Source organism: Spirillospora sp. CA-128828 (assembly GCF_050945415.1).
Classification (GTDB): Bacteria; Actinomycetota; Actinomycetes; order Streptosporangiales; family Streptosporangiaceae; genus Spirillospora.
Genome location: NZ_CP191986.1, coordinates 1,053,040 through 1,067,630, shown reverse-complemented (window position 1 = coordinate 1,067,630; position 14,591 = coordinate 1,053,040). Strand labels below are relative to the sequence as shown.

Annotated in this window: 11 protein-coding genes; 5 read left to right on the top strand and 6 right to left on the bottom strand. The window is 72.1% G+C overall.

Annotated features, from left to right (window positions below):
• Positions 1-10: 10 nt before the first annotated feature.
• On the bottom strand, positions 11-910 hold the full coding sequence (mshD, locus tag ACQPXG_RS05575) for a mycothiol synthase (protein WP_433469902.1): 900 nt from the start codon (positions 908-910) through the stop codon (positions 11-13).
• A gap of 127 nt (positions 911-1,037) precedes the next feature.
• On the opposite strand from mshD, the gene ACQPXG_RS05570 reads away from it, so the two are divergent.
• Positions 1,038-2,717: a bifunctional metallophosphatase/5'-nucleotidase gene (locus tag ACQPXG_RS05570; RefSeq protein ID WP_433466527.1), complete on the top strand. Its 1,680-nt coding sequence runs from the start codon at positions 1,038-1,040 to the stop codon at positions 2,715-2,717.
• 106 nt (positions 2,718-2,823) lie between these two features.
• Here the strand turns inward: ACQPXG_RS05570 and ACQPXG_RS05565 are convergent, their stop codons facing one another.
• From ACQPXG_RS05565 to ACQPXG_RS05545, 5 genes are all read right to left on the bottom strand, one after another.
• Positions 2,824-3,987, bottom strand: a complete 1,164-nt coding sequence (locus tag ACQPXG_RS05565) for an anion permease (RefSeq protein ID WP_433466526.1) — start codon at positions 3,985-3,987, stop codon at positions 2,824-2,826.
• On the bottom strand, positions 3,984-4,601 hold the full coding sequence (locus ACQPXG_RS05560; RefSeq protein WP_433466525.1) for a DUF47 domain-containing protein: 618 nt from the start codon (positions 4,599-4,601) through the stop codon (positions 3,984-3,986). The genes ACQPXG_RS05565 and ACQPXG_RS05560 overlap by 4 nt, the downstream gene beginning before the upstream one ends.
• 321 nt (positions 4,602-4,922) lie before the next feature.
• Positions 4,923-5,114: a hypothetical protein gene (locus ACQPXG_RS05555; protein ID WP_433466524.1), complete on the bottom strand. Its 192-nt coding sequence runs from the start codon at positions 5,112-5,114 to the stop codon at positions 4,923-4,925.
• Positions 5,115-5,365: 251 nt separating this feature from the next.
• Complete coding sequence (locus ACQPXG_RS05550; protein ID WP_433466523.1) at positions 5,366-9,403, bottom strand: AAA family ATPase; 4,038 nt, start codon at positions 9,401-9,403, stop codon at positions 5,366-5,368.
• Positions 9,404-9,492: 89 nt separating this feature from the next.
• Positions 9,493-10,014: a gamma carbonic anhydrase family protein gene (locus ACQPXG_RS05545; protein ID WP_433466522.1), complete on the bottom strand. Its 522-nt coding sequence runs from the start codon at positions 10,012-10,014 to the stop codon at positions 9,493-9,495.
• A 236-nt stretch (positions 10,015-10,250) separates the two neighbouring features.
• On the opposite strand from ACQPXG_RS05545, the gene ACQPXG_RS05540 reads away from it, so the two are divergent.
• The 4 genes from ACQPXG_RS05540 to ACQPXG_RS05525 all read left to right on the top strand — a co-directional run bounded on the left by ACQPXG_RS05540 (position 10,251) and on the right by ACQPXG_RS05525 (position 14,302).
• A complete protein-coding gene (locus ACQPXG_RS05540; RefSeq protein WP_433466521.1) occupies positions 10,251-11,318 on the top strand; it encodes a DivIVA domain-containing protein in 1,068 nt (355 codons plus the stop codon).
• An 85-nt stretch (positions 11,319-11,403) separates the two neighbouring features.
• Positions 11,404-11,934 carry a peptide deformylase gene (def, locus tag ACQPXG_RS05535; RefSeq protein WP_433466520.1) on the top strand — a complete coding sequence of 177 codons (531 nt, stop codon included), beginning with the start codon at positions 11,404-11,406 and terminating at the stop codon, positions 11,932-11,934.
• 110 nt (positions 11,935-12,044) lie between these two features.
• Positions 12,045-12,773, top strand: coding sequence for a response regulator transcription factor (locus tag ACQPXG_RS05530; protein WP_433466519.1), 729 nt, complete (start codon positions 12,045-12,047; stop codon positions 12,771-12,773).
• Positions 12,773-14,302, top strand: coding sequence for a sensor histidine kinase (locus ACQPXG_RS05525; RefSeq protein WP_433466518.1), 1,530 nt, complete (start codon positions 12,773-12,775; stop codon positions 14,300-14,302). The genes ACQPXG_RS05530 and ACQPXG_RS05525 overlap by 1 nt, the downstream gene beginning before the upstream one ends.
• Positions 14,303-14,591 lie beyond the last annotated feature (289 nt).

Genomic DNA, 14,591 nt, shown 5'->3' with positions numbered 1-14,591 from the left:
CTGGATCCGGTCAGGCGTGGCCGGTGCCGTACATGACGTCGACGGCGTACCGGGTGAAGCCCAGCGACTCGTAGAGGCGGACGGCGGCGGCGTTGGACTCGTCCACGTAGAGCATGATCTGGCCGACGCCGACGTCGCGCAGATGACGCAGGCCCTGGAGGGTGAGGGCGCGGCCGAGGCCGAGGCCCTGCGCGGCCGGGTCGACGCCCACGACGTAGACCTCGCCGAGCCCGCCCGGATGCACCTTCGTCCAGTGGAATCCGGCGAGCCGGCCCGCCCGCTCGGCGAGGAAGAAGCCGGCGGGGTCGAACCAGTCCTCGGCCTCGCGCTCGCGGACGTCGTCCATCGTCCAGGCGCCCTGCTCCGGGTGGTCGGCGAACGCGCGGGCGTTCACCTCCAGCCACGCGCCCTCGTCCCGGCCCGGCTCGAAGGCGCGGATCGACACACCCTCCGCGACGCGCGGCTCCGGCAGCGGACCGGATGCGGGACGCCGCATCTGGAACAGCGCGCGAGCCCGCGTCATCCCCTCGGCGGCCGCGAGCGCGGCGGCCGCCGGAAGATCACCATGCGCCCATACCCGCAGCGGCCCGCCGGCCTCGTCCCGCAGGGCGCGCAGCAGCGTCCGCCCGTGGCCCCGGCGCCGGTGCTCCGGATGGACGACCAGCTCCCCCGCCGCCGGCTCCTCCCCGGTCGCCGGGTCGAGGTGCGCGTACGCCACGATCACGCCGCCATCGGAGATCGCGATCCCGGACCGGTTTCCGGCGGCGGGACGGCTCCCCGCAGGACCGGCTCGCAGCGCCAGCAGGGCGTGCTCCGACAGCGGTCCGACGCCGTCGGCCTCCGCCGCGGCCTCGGCCAGTGCCAGCGCCCCGGCGATCTCACCGTCCGCCAGGGTCCCGCGCGCCCGCAGTTCGCTCACGGCCACACCCTATGCGGCCGGACGAACCGCATGATCAGCACATCCCCTGATCAATTTGTCACAAAAACGTCATCGCGCCGCTGGGAACCGTATGCCGGGCGAATCTACCGTCCACAGAATGACTCGACGACGCACCTTCCTGGCCTGCGCCGCGGCGGGGCTGACGGTCGTGGGCGTGGCCGCGCAACCCGCCGCGGCACGTCCCGTACCGACCGCGTCCGTACGGCTGCTCGCCCTCAACGACTTCCACGGCAACCTCGAACCGCCGTCCGGAAGCTCCGGGACGGCCATCGACGAGAACGGGAACTCCGTCCCCGCCGGTGGCGCCGCCTACATCGCGACCCACCTCAAGCAACTGCGGAACCGCGACACGCTCACGGTCGCCCAGGGCGACCTGATCGGCGCCTCGCCGCTGATCTCCGCCGCCTACCACGACGAGCCGTCCGTGCAGTTCATGGGCGACATGGGCGTCACGGCGTCCGCGGTCGGCAACCACGAGTTCGACGAGGGCTACCAGGAGCTGCTCCGCATCCAGAACGGCGGCTGCCACCCGGTGGACGGGTGCTCCCCGGCGGGCCGGTGGCGCGGCGCCGAGTTCGACTACCTCGGCGCGAACGTCCTGCTGAAGAAGAACGACCGGCCGGCGATCAGGCCGTGGACGATCCGCCGCATCAACGGCGTGCGCATCGGCTTCATCGGCGTCGTCACCAAGACCACCCCGAGCATCGTCACCGCCGAGGGCATCAAGGACCTGAAGTTCGACGACGAGGTCGCCGCCGCGAACCGGGCGGCCCGCGAGCTGAAGCGCCGGCACGTCCGCGCGATGGTCCTGCTCGTCCACGAGGGCGACCAGGTCAAGTCGGGTGAGCGGCCGGACGAGTGCGGCGTCGTCCCCGGCGCCGGGACCCGGATCGCCCAGGAGGCCGACCCCGAGATCGACATGGTCCTCTCCGGGCACACCCACCAGCAGTACCTCTGCTCGGTCAAGGACCCGAACGGGAACCCGCGGCTGTTCTCGTCCGGCTCCTCCTTCGGCCGCGTGATCACCGAGGTGAACCTCAAGGTGAACCGGCGGACCGGCGACATCGTCCGGTCCTCGGTGAAGGCCGACAACCACGTGGTGACGCGGGACGTCCCGCCGGACCCGGCGACGCAGGGGTTCGTCCAGACCTGGAAGGACCGGGTCTCCACGATCGCCGACAAGCCCATCGGCAAGATCACCGCGGACCTGACCCGCACCCCGTCCTCGGCCGGCGAGACCGCGCTCGGCGACGTCATCGCCGACGGCCAGCTCGCCGGGACCAAGGACCTCGGCGCCCAGGTCGCGCTGATGAACCCCGGCGGCGTCCGCACCGACCTCGTCTACAAGGCGAGCGGCTCCGAAGGCGACGGCGTCGTCACCTACGGCGAGGCGTTCGCGGTCCAGCCGTTCAGCAACGTGATGGGCGTGACGTCGCTGACCGGCGCACAGCTCGACGCGCTCCTCGAACAGCAGTGGACGTCCGCGGGCGAGAAGATCCTCCAGCCGTCGGCGAACCTGCACTTCACCATCGACCGCTCGAAGCCCGTCGGCGACCGCGTCTCCGCGATCACCATCGGCGGCACCCCGGTCGCCCCGGCCACCACCTACAAGGTCGCGGCGAACAACTTCCTCCTCGGCGGCGGTGACGGCTTCACCGTCTTCACCCAGGGCAAGGACCAGGTCCTGGGCGCCATCGACCTGGACACCTTCGTCGCCTACTTCGCCGCCCAGGGCACCATTGCCCCACCACCCCTCGACCGTATTTCCCAGGGGTAGCGACCCCCCTGGAACCCCCCGTCACGGGCGGCGAACCGTTTCCCGATCCGCTCCGCGTCTCACGAAACGGCCCGCCGCCCGCCAAGGGCGGCGGGCCGTCGCACGGTCACGCGCCGAAGAAGTGGACGATGTAGTAGACGACGGCGGCGACGGCCGCGGCGGCGGGCATGGTGAGGACCCAGGCGATGAGGATGTTGCCGGCGACGCCCCAGCGGACCGCGGAGATCCGCTTGGTGGCGCCGGAGCCCATGATCGCCGAGGTGATCGTGTGGGTGGTGGAGATTGGAGCGTGCCAGACGAACGCGGTCACGTAGAGGACGACGGAGGCCGTCGCTTCGGCGGCGAAGCCCTTCGGCGGATCGACCTCGATCACCTTGCGGCCCAGCGTCCGCATGATGCGCCAGCCGCCAGCGTAGGTGCCGGCGGACAGCGCTCCCGCGCACAGAATGATCACCCACCACGGGACCGTGTCGCCGTCCGAGTGCCCCGTCGTGACGAGCGCGAGCACGATGATGCCCATGGTCTTCTGGGCGTCCTGCAGCCCATGGCCGAGCGCGAGGGACGCGGCGGACATGGTCTGCGCGATGCGGAAGCGGCGGCCGACCCGGCTCGGGTTGGCATGCCGGAAGATCCACAGGATCGCCACCATCACCAGGTAGGCGAGGCAGAACCCCACCACCGGGGACACCACCATCGGGATCGCGACCTTGTCGACGACGCTGTGCCAGTTGACCGTCGACAGCGAGGCCAGCCCGGCGCCGACGACGCCGCCGATCAGCGCGTGCGAGGACGACGACGGCAGCCCGAAGTACCAGGTGATGAGGTTCCAGGTGATCGCGCCCAGCACGCCGGCGGCGACCACTGTAAGACCGTGCAGACCGGACGGCGGGCTGATGACGTCGCTGATGGTCTTGGCGACGCCGACGCCGAGCAGGGCGCCGATCATGTTCATCCCGGCGGCCATGCCGAGGGCGACGCGCGGAGTCAGCGCCCGGGTGGAGACCGCGGTGGCGATCGCGTTGGCCGCGTCGTGGAACCCGTTGGTGTAGTCGAACACCAGCGACACGATGACGACCAGGACGAGGACGGCCATCTGCGCGTCGGACCGCAGCCCGAGCGTGCCCGCGATCATGACGACGAGCACGCCGGCCAGCAGGAGGAGCCAGGCGCGGCCGGTCACCCGGCGGGTGGCCTGCTCGCTCAGCGTCTCCTCGGCGTCCGCCGTGGGCTCGCGGATGAGGGTGGCGCCGGATTCCTCGGCCGCGCTCATGATTCCTTGACCGCGATGGTCTCGACCGTGTGGGCCACGTGCTCGAACGCGTCCGCCGCGTCCTCCAGCCGGTCGATGACCTGCTTCAGCTTCAGCACGGTCAGCGTGTCGTACTCACCGCTGAACAGCTGTGCGAGCAGCTTGCGGTAGACCTGGTCTCCCTGGTTCTCCAGCCGGTTGATCTCGATCCAGTACTCGTTGAGCTCCTTCATCGAGCGCAGCCGCGGCATGGCCTCGGCCGTCAGTTCGGCCGCCCGCTCCAGTACCTCCACCATGTTGACGATGCCCTTCGGGAACTCGTCGATCTTGTAGAGCACGACGAGATCCGCTGCCTCTTCCATCTCGTCCATCACGTCGTCGATCGTCGAGGCCAGCCGGTAGATGTCCTCGCGGTCGAACGGGGTGATGAACGTTTCGTTCAGGCGGCGCATGATCGCATGGGTGCATTCGTCGCCCGCGTGTTCGCAGGCACGCATCTTCTCCGCGATCGCCGCCCGGTCGGCGCCGTCGCTGATGAGTTCCACGAGCAACCTGGCGCCGGTGACCAGGTTGTTCGCCGAGTCGGCGAACATGTCGTAGAAGCTGTCCTCACGCGGCGTGAGACGCAAGCGCACGTCGTTCTCCTGGGGTGCCGGAACAGTCCGCAGAGGATCGTAGGCGCAACCAGCCGTAAAAAGAACCTTTGCCCCAGCTTCGGCTGGTGTCCCCCATCCTCTCATCTACAAGATTGCCCTAGATCAGGAGGTACATACCCCTCACGACAGCCCCTATCTGGCGGAACGTCCATCGGTTCGGCCACGAAGGGCGGCTGCCTGCGCGGGCGGCGCGGATCGGGAGTGAGATTCGTTACAGTGTAGCCATCCGGTTACAGGGCTACGGCGCGGCTGAAAAGACGAACCGGGGACGCCCTGAATCGGCGTCCCCGGCAGCGGTGTTCAATCCCGTGGCGTCAGCTCACGACGACCGGCTTCGTCGGACCGCACTCCGAGCACCATGTCGATTTCCGCGATGGTCAGCGGCCGCTCCGCCGCCGCCACCGCACTGAGCATCTCGGCATAGAGTTCGATCTCGTCCAGCGCAACACGGTCGTGGACGCGCAGATCGAGGTCCTGGCGCACCGCGTCCACCTCCGTTCGTCCCCACACCCAAGTCGAGGCTACGCGTCCCGCCCCGACGGGCACATGACCCATGAGGACCATTCGAGGGCCACTCCGACCCTGTCCATCCGGGGGACGTCACAGGCCTCCGACCACCGCACCAACCGGCTTCCAGGGGCCCGTTCCCCGGACTGTCTAGTCCTTCCCCGGTAGCGCCCATCTGATGCGTGTGTCCCGGTCGTCCCGGGACACACGGACGGTCGGTGAGCCGTGGAGCCTGTTCAGCGGCCCTGGTGGAAATCGCCGAGCATCTGCTCCAGCGGCGACTCGGGGAGGTCGCGGGCCGTCAGCCGGGCCACGGTGGCGGCGTTGACGTCGGCGCCCGCGAGCCGGGCCGCCTGCCGCGCCACCGTCTGCTCGAACAGTGCCCGGACGGTCCGCGCGTAGGCGAACTGCGGGTCCTCTCGCATCCGCGCGAACCGGTTCAGCAGCTCGACGCGCAGCTCCTCGTCCAGCATGTAGAGGTCGCGCTCGGCGTAGCCCTGGAACAGCTGGACCATCTCTCGGTCGCCCATCCCGGTGAACTCCAGGATCCGGCCGAACTCGGCGCGGAACGCGGGGCTGCCGGCGAGGAAGCCCTCCATCTCCGCCGCCGGGCCGGAGCACACCACGACGAACCGGGCGCCGCCCTGGTTCATGCGGCGGAGCAGCTCGTCCACCACGGCAGGGCTGCGGTCGAGGCGGTGCGCCTCCTGGATTAGCAGGACGCCGCCGAGCGCCTGGTCGACCATGCCGGCGACGCGGTTCTCGGTGTCGAGCCGGTCGCGTCCCGCCAGATGGACGGGGCGGCACGCCACCACGTGCCCGGACTCCAGCAGCCCGAGCGCCGCGTAGATGCCGCCGACCAGCCCGGCCACGGTCGTCTTCCCCGTGCCGGGCGGCCCGACGAAGACCAGGTGCCGCGCGTCCTGCTGGGACACCCCGTACCGGGCCCGGTCGGCGGCGAGTCCCGCTTCGTCGGCCAGCTCCAGCACGGCCGCCTTGACGTCGTCCAGGCCGGTGAGCTGGTCGAGCTGCCGCATGTAGCCGTCGATGTCGCCGGGCGGGCGCAGCGCGGGCTCGATGCCCTCGGCGACGCCCGCGAGGTCGTCCGGCGTCAGCACCAGGCGGTCGTGGGACGCGCCGGCGCGCTCCATGTTCCGCTGGGCCGCCTGGTCCAGGTACGCCTCGACCAGGCGCGCGTTGACCAGGTCGCCCGGGCCCCGCAGCCGCCCCAGGTCGGCCCGGACGACTTCCAGCGCCGACGCCCCGATCGTCACGCGCCGCTCGTCCGCCAGCAGGTGCAGCAGCGTCATCCGGTTGTCCAGGTCGCTGAAGTCGGGCAGCCGGTGGACGCGGAACGACTGCACGAGCTTCGGATGGTCCTGCAGGAGGCGCTTGTACGCGCGCGGCTCGCACGTCGCGATCACCGGGGTGGTGTTCACCGGGTCGCGGCGGGCGCGGCGCACCGCCCCGACGACCGCCACCGGGTCGGCGGCGCTGGTGACGGCCACGTCCAGCCGCTCGAAGAGGATCACCGGGCCCGGCTGCCCGAGGAGCTGCCCGACCCGCTCCGGCGGCGCGTTCCGGACGTCCTCGGCGTCGTGCGCGCGGATCGACCCGTCGCCGAGCCCCGCGTTCGCGAGCGTCAGCGCGATCATCCGGGACAGCCGGCGCTGCCCCGAGTGCGGGTTGCCGACCAGCAGCACGCCGGGAACGCCGGACTTCATCGAGCTGGGCGCGCCGTCCACGCGGGTGCGCTCGGCGTCGTCGCCCGCCGGCGCGTTCCAGGCCTGGGCCTGCTTCTTCAGGTCGCCGAGGAAGGCGGCCGCGTCGTGCTCGCCGTACATGAAGCCGAACCCGAACCGCTCCAGGACGCGGCGGGTGCTGCGGTCGCTCGGCGGCGGGATCTCGTGGACGGGCTGTTCCGGGGACGGCGTGTCGTCCAGGAAGTCGAAGTCGCCGACCATCGTCTGGGACATGACGGCGGTGCCGGGGCCGGCTCCCGGGACTGGCGGCGGCGGGCCCGGCTCGTCCTCAAGGTCTCCCGGTCCGAGGACGCGCGTGCCGGGCGGCTGGTTCGGCTGGGGCGCGGGGGGCACCGGGGGCCCGGCCGGCTGCGGGGATCCCGCCTTGTCCTCCACGCGCGTCGCATACGGGTCGAACGCCTGCGGCTGGGGCTGGGGCGACTGCTGGGGCGGCTGCGGCTCCGGAGGCGCGACGGGGTTCGGCGGCCCCGGCTGGACGTTCGGCTGGGGTGCGGGAGCGGCGCCGGCGGGCTGGTAGCCCAGCTGCGTGTACGGCGGGACGAAGTTCTCGTCCTGCTTCTCCTCCTCCGGCGGGGAGAAGCCGCCGAGCTCCTGCTGCGGAGCGGGCGCATGGCTCGCCTGAACCGGCGCAGGCTGAACCGGCGCAGGCTGGGGCGCAGGCGGCGCGGGCTGGGGCGGCGCGGGCTGGGGCGGCGCAGGCGGTGGGCTCTGCATGGGCGCCGGTGCGGGGTTCTGCATCGGCGCAGGCGGTGCCGCTCCGGAACGCTGGAACCCGAGCTCGGTGTAAGGCGGCGCGGCGTTCCCCTCGTCCTTGTCCTCCTCGGCGGGCGAGTGACCGCCCATCCCCGGATCCGGGGCGGCGAACCCCGGGGAGTTGAACGCGGCCTGCTGCCCCTGGCCGACCGGCTGGTTCGGGCCCTGCCCGGCGGCGGGTCCGGGCGCGTTCTCCCAGCCGGGCTGGGCGGGCGGCTGGACGAACGGGCGGTCGGGCTCGGGCGGCGCCCCCTGCGGCGACGCACCGGGCGCGATGCCGGGCTGGCTCTGCATGCCGAGCGGGGACGGCTGCGACGGCGACGGGTCGGGCGACGGGGTCGACGTCGAGGTCGGGGCGGCGGCCGTGGCGCGGGCCCGGTTGCGTCCGATGATCCCGGCGATGACCGCGGTCGGGACGGGGAAGCCGCGGGGCCGGGCGGGCATGCCGCCGAGCCGGCACCATGCCAGGTCGACCTCGTACATCGCGGCGAGCAGCGACTCGGCGCCCGGGCCGGACCCGGCGGCGGACCGCAGCGGCTCGGGGAGGCGCATGTCCTGCGGCCAGAGGCGGCGAAGCGGGTGTCCCTTCTGCCGCGACACGGCCTCCACCGTGTAGCGGATCTCGGGGTCCAGCCAGGGGACGATGGTGCCCACCATGTCCTTGCGGACGACGTCCAGGTCGGCGGCGAGCAACGCGGCGGCCACCAGCCGCGGCTCGATGTAGGCCGGTTCGGAAGGGTCGCCCGAGAGGTCGGCTATCAGCTCGCTGAGCGTGTAGAAGGCGTGCCTGAAGTTGTCGCCTGGCGAACTCTCGTTCCGCAGCGCCGGCACCAGGTTGGGCGGGCACCGGGTGAGCCACTGCTGGACGATCGCCTGGTCCCCGTACGGCAGCGCCCCGTAGTCGACCGTCGGGTTCGCGAGCGTGGTGCCGAGAATGGCGAGCAGCGCGTCCGCCCTGACCTGGTACCGGACGTCATCACGGAGCGCGCTCGCGACGGCCCACATCGTCCGCAGCACGACGACGGCCGCGTCGACCCGGCTGGCCCGGAGCCGTTCGGAGTAGAGCGCGACGAGCGTCTCCAGGGCGGGCGGGGTGAGCCAGCGCGGGCCGTCCACGTCCGGGAGGGGCTTGGCGCGGTAGGGCTTCCAGAGGTCGAGCATCTGCTTGTCCAGCCGCGAGTCGAACGCGGGCGCGGCCGAGCACCACAGCATCACGCCCCACGCGACGGCGACGGTGGACGGCGTCTCGTTCGTGAACTCCCGCCACCAGTGCGGATAGTCCGGCGCGGGCAGCGTCGCCGCGGACTCGACGGTCGACCGGACCCGCGAGGTCAGCTCGGTCGCGAACCCGTGCGCGACGAAGGGCAGCCCGGACGGCGGGTCATAGGAGAAGTCGGGCCCGGCCGGGATGACGTGCGGGGGCAGCGCCGGCACCTGCCCGGGCGCCTGCTGCGCGGGCCTCGCCGCCATCCGGACGGCGGGGACGCGGGGCGGCGGGCACAGGTACCACTGGCCGTCGGACGGGTGCAGCCGGTACCAGCGGGCCCACGCGCCGAACAGCCACCACGTCCCGTCCGGTAGGACGAGCATGCGGCCGCCGATGGCGTGATGGCGCTGCTGCGGAGGCGCCGACGGCCACCATGCGGCGGCCACCATCGCCCTCGTGTCGCGCTCTGCCTCCGTGAACGGATCCTGCCCCTGCTGGGGGCTGGGCGGCGGAGCACTGTCATAGCCCGGTCCCCACACCACGATGGTCATGGTAGTCAGCCGAAACCGGCCGGGGTGCCGCCCACCGGCCCATTCGCCGCGTCGTCGCAGGTCAGGGAATTATCAACAGGACCTTGACGTCAGTCCCAGCGGACGTCGCGGTGCCGTTCCGCCTTCTTCACGTACACCTCGGGCGTGTACTGGAGCACCAGCCGGTCGTCGTCGGTCAGCTCCCTGACGATCTTGCCCGGCGTACCGGCGACGAGCACCCCGGACGGGATCCTCTTGCCGGGCGGGACGAGCGCGCCGGCGGCGATCAGCGTCCCGGAGCCGATGCGGGCGCCGTTCAGCACGATCGCGCCGATGCCGATGAGCGAGCCTGTCTCGACGTGCGCGCCGTGCACCATCGCCTTGTGGCCGAGGCTTACCCTGTCCTCCAGGATCGCGGGCATCCCGGGATCGGAGTGCATGCAGCTCAGGTCCTGGATGTTGCACTCGTCGCCGACGACGATCTCCTCGTCGTCGCCGCGCAGCACCGAGCCGTACCAGACGCTGGACGCGCGGCCCAGCGTCACCCGTCCGACGACGACCGCGCCGGGCGCGACCCACGCCGTGGGATCGATCGACGGACGGTCCGCACCCAACGCTCCCAGGTAGCTCATGGCGCCGATGGTAGCCGCCCCTCGGGACGCGATTTCTCCGGAGATTGGGGGGTTTGTCGCGCCCGCCCAGATGAAGAAACGGCAGCGAGAAGTGCGTTCCGGTTGCGCGAATGGGGTGGACCGGACAAGAGTCGTCCTGACGTCTCCCCACCGTGGGCCGCTCAGCGGCGGGCGAGGATCGCATCTCAACCGACCCTGACGGGGTGTTGATCCCCGCCAACGACCCCCAAGGCATCATGAGCAACGAAGCCGAAATCCTGCCGAACCTCCTCCAAGAAGAGTCCTTCGAGATCGTCATGCGCGGCTACAACCGCCGCCAGGTCGACGACTACATCGCCCGCGCCCAGCAGAAGCACCGTGAACTGGAGGCCCGGCTCGCCCGGGCACAGGACGAGGTCGAGCGGATCCGCCGCGAGATGGCCGAGGTCCGGGAGGCCCGCAAGCCGACCGGCGACGACCTGAGCGACCGGCTCCGGCAGATCATCAACCTCGCCGAGGACGAGGCCCAGGACAAGGTCGCCGAGGCGGAGGCCAAGGGCACCGAGATCCGCAAGGACGCCGAGCAGGAGTCCAAGCGGATCGTCGACGACGCCCGCGCGCACGCCGACAAGAACCTCGGCCAGGCGCAGGAGAAGGCCGACCACATGCTGGCGGCGGCCAAGAAGGAGTCGGAGAGCGTGCTGTCGGCCGCCAAGCAGGAGGCCGAGCAGACGGTGACCAGCGCGCGGCTGGAGGCCGAGCGCACCCTCACCGCGTCCGAGCGGCGGGCCAGCGTGATCAACGAGGGCGCGACCCAGCGGCTCACCTCGCTCACCAAGAACCACACCCAGGCCCTGCAGCGTCTCACCGAGATCAGCGACACGCTGCACCGGCTCCTGACCGCCGAGAACGAGGCGGGGCCACTGGAGAAGATGGTCGAGGACGCCGTCCGGCAGAGCCCGCCGCCGCGCGCCCAGGCCAAGCAGGCCCCGCCGGCGAGCCCGGCCCCCGCGTCCTCGTCGTCCTCGCCCGCGTCCTCGTCGTCTTCGTCGACCTCGACCGGCCCGAAGCCGATGCCGGCCGCGTCCAAGCCCGCCGCCCCCAAGCCCGCGCAGGCGGCGCCGGCGGCACCGGCGCCCGCCCCGGCGAACCCGCCGCAGACCGCGGCCCCGCTCAAGAAGCCGGAACCGGCCCCGCCCGCCGACACCCCGGCCCCGCCCGCCGCCCCGCAGCAGGCCAAGCCCGCCCGTCCGGCCGAGGACTCCGGCGGCCCCGCGACCGCCCCCCTCCCGCCCCAGCAGCCCCGCGGCCCCATCGAGTTGTAGAACGGCCGCTCTTCCGTCAGGCGGTGCGCCCGGTGCCTCCAGCAGGCCCGGGGCACCGCCGCGCTCGTTCTATAGGATCTCGGGTGTGAGAAAACGGACCCACTCGCGCCGCGGAACCGCCCGCCCGGTCAGGCTTCTCGGGGACCCGGTCCTGCGCACGGAGTGCGACACGGTCCGAACGCTCGACGTGTCGCTGGAACGCCTCATCGACGACATGTTCGTCACCATGTACGAGGAGGACGGCGCCGGGCTCGCGGGCAACCAGATCGGCGTCAGCCTGAGGCTGTTCGTGTACGACGTCGAGGACGACAAGGGACGCCGCCACATCGGCCACGTCGTCAACCCGGAGCTGGTCGCCGCCGACGGCGAGCTGCTGGTCGAGTCGGAGGGCTGCCTGTCCGTCCCCGGCCTGCGCTTCGACACCCCCCGGTACGAGCACGCCGTCGTCGAGGGGGTCGACATGAAGGGCAAGCCCGTCCGCGTCGAGGGCACCGGGTACTTCGCCCGCTGCCTGCAGCACGAATGCGGGCACCTGGACGGCAAGGTCTACATCGACGTCCTGTCGGGAGACGCCCGCCGCGAGGCGATGCGGGCGATCCGCACACTCCGCGAGTAGAAACGGTGGAGACCGTGCTGCGCGGGCACTCAACCCATCCTCTGCGCGCATTCAGGGGACATTCAGGTTGAGGTGGCAACCTCTGCGAAGATGTGGAGGGGGACTGTTCAGTGGTTGAACGTACGGTGAACGGCGGCAGGGCGGCGGAGGCGACGCTGCTCGTCGTCGAGGACGAACCCAACATCCTGGAGCTCCTCGCCGGCAGTCTGCGCTTCACCGGGTTCGACGTGGTGACGGCCACCAACGGGGCGGACGCGGTGCAGTCGGCGCGGCGGCACCGCCCGGACCTGATCGTGCTGGACGTGATGCTGCCCGACATCGACGGGTTCGACGTCGCACGGCGGCTGCGGTCCGGCGGCGACCACACCCCCGTGGTGTTCCTGACCGCGCGGGACGCCGTCCAGGACCGGATCAAGGGGCTGACGATCGGCGGCGACGACTACGTCACCAAGCCGTTCAGCCTGGAGGAGGTCATCGCCCGCATCCGGGCCGTCCTGCGGCGGTTCCGCGGCGGGGTGACGGAGCCGCCCCCGCGCATGGTCTTCGCGGACGTCGAACTGGACGAGGACAGCCACGAGGTGTGGCGCGGCGGCAGGGCCGTCCAGTTGTCGCCGACCGAGTTCAAGCTGCTGCGCTACTTCATGGCCAACGCGGGACGGGTCGTGTCGAAGGCGCAGATCCTCGACCACGTGTGGAACTACGACTTCCGCGGCGACGCGGGGATCGTCGAGTCCTACGTGTCCGCGCTGCGCCGCAAGGTGGACAACACCGAACCGCGGCTCATCCACACCCTGCGCGGCGTCGGCTACGTTCTGCGCGAGCCGTCGAAGACGGGCTGATGGCCACGCGGGTCCCGGCGGTCGCCACGGTGGCGGGCGCCGGTGGTGGCACCCCGCCCCGGCGGCCGTTCCGAGGCATCGAGCACCTGTGGGGCCGGACGTCGCTGCGGGTCAAGCTGCTCGCCGGCATGCTCGTCCTCGTCACCCTCGGGATGACGGTGATGAGCGCGGCGGGCGCGTCCGTCCTGCGGCAGTACCTGGTCGGCCGGACCGACGACCAGCTGCGCGCGTCGGTGGGGCGGGCGGTCGACCAGGTCGTCCCGCAGCTGCGCGACGGTGCCGCGCAGATCACCGTGCGGATCCCGAGCGAGATGTACGGGCAGATCCGCACCAGCGACGGCCGTTCGCTCGGGCAGAACCCGGCGTGGAGCGAGACCGGCCATCCGCGGCTTCCGGCGGATCTGAGCGGGCGGATCGACCGTCCGTTCACCGTGTCCGGGACGGGCGGCTCGCAGTGGCGCATCCTGGCCGAGCCGCTCCCCGGCGGCGCCGTGATCGTCCTGGCGTTCAGCCTGGACGAGATCGACCGCACCGTCCGGCGGCTGGTGGCCATCGACGCGATCGTGGGCCTGCTGGTGCTGGCCGTCCTGGTCGTCCTCGGGGTGTGGGTCGTCCGGGCCAGCCTGCGCCCGCTGTCCGCGGTGGAGGAGACCGCCGGCGCGATCGCGGCCGGCGACCTGTCCCGGCGCGTCCCGGAGGTGGATCCGCGCACGGAGATGGGCCGGCTCGGCCGGTCGCTGAACACCATGCTCGGGCAGATCGAGGCGGCGTTCGGGGGGCGCGCCGAGTCGGAGGCGGCGGCGCGCCGCTCGGAGGAGACGGCGCTGCGCTCCGAGGAGCGGATGCGGCGCTTCGTCGCCGACGCCAGCCACGAGCTGCGCACCCCCCTGACCGCGATCCGCGGGTTCGCCGAGTTCTACCGGCAGGGCGCGGCCCGCAGCCCCGCTGAACTGGACCGGCTGATCGGCCGGATCGAGGAGACCGCGGCCCGGATGGGCCTGCTGGTAGAGGATCTCCTGCTGCTCGCCCGGCTGGACCGGCAGCGTCCGATCGAGCGGCGCCCGGTGGACCTGCTCGCCGTCGCCGCCGACTCTGTCCAAGAGGCCAGAGTTCTCGCGCCCGAACGCAGGATCGACCTATCGGTGGAGGGAGGTCTGGCGTACCAGGTGCGGGGGGACGAGCCGCGGCTGCGCCAGGTCCTGGGAAACCTGCTCGCCAACGCGATCGCGCACACCCCGGAGGGCACGCCGGTCGAGGTGCGGCTCTCGCCGGGGACGCTGCGCGGCGCGCCGGCCGCGGTCGTGTCGGTGTCGGACGAGGGCCCCGGCCTCTCCCCCGAGCAGGCCGAACGCGTCTTCGAGCGCTTCTACCGCGCCGACCGGGCCCGCTCCCGCGACGACGGCGGCGCCGGCCTCGGGCTGGCCATCGTCGCGGCCCTCGTGGCCGCCCACGAGGGCACCGTCGAAGCCGACTCCACCCCAGGCCAAGGCGCCACCTTCAAGGTCACCCTCCGCCTGGACGACCACTGACCGGCGACCGGAGCGGAGCTCCAGCGGAGCGGAGGGCGCCGGTCAGTGCGTCCTTCCGGGGGGTCTGGGGGGGCGCCCCCCGGAAGAGACACTGACCGGCGCCCGGTGCCGCTTGCAGGGGAGAGGGTGGGGGCGTTCAGGGAACGTTCAGGTGTGTGCGCTTAGGTGGGTCGCACAGGGCGCGCCCCGGTCTCGACGGGGAGCGGGAGTCCGCGCCCTGGCCAGCCGTTCGGCGGAATCCGCCGGGACCGCGGCCGAGGGAGTGCCCCTCGGCCGCGGTTTTTTATGA

What these genes read in the sequence shown, in the direction of transcription:
- ACQPXG_RS05570 (WP_433466527.1), top strand. Translation starts at nt 1,038, where the DNA reads ATGACTCGACGACGCACCTTCCTGGCCTGCGCCGCGGCGGGGCTGACG.
- ACQPXG_RS05565 (WP_433466526.1), bottom strand. Translation starts at nt 3,987, where the DNA reads ATGAGCGCGGCCGAGGAATCCGGCGCCACCCTCATCCGCGAGCCCACG.
- ACQPXG_RS05550 (WP_433466523.1), bottom strand. Translation starts at nt 9,403, where the DNA reads ATGACCATCGTGGTGTGGGGACCGGGCTATGACAGTGCTCCGCCGCCC.
- ACQPXG_RS05545 (WP_433466522.1), bottom strand. Translation starts at nt 10,014, where the DNA reads ATGAGCTACCTGGGAGCGTTGGGTGCGGACCGTCCGTCGATCGATCCC.
- ACQPXG_RS05540 (WP_433466521.1), top strand. Translation starts at nt 10,251, where the DNA reads ATGAGCAACGAAGCCGAAATCCTGCCGAACCTCCTCCAAGAAGAGTCC.
- ACQPXG_RS05525 (WP_433466518.1), top strand. Translation starts at nt 12,773, where the DNA reads ATGGCCACGCGGGTCCCGGCGGTCGCCACGGTGGCGGGCGCCGGTGGT.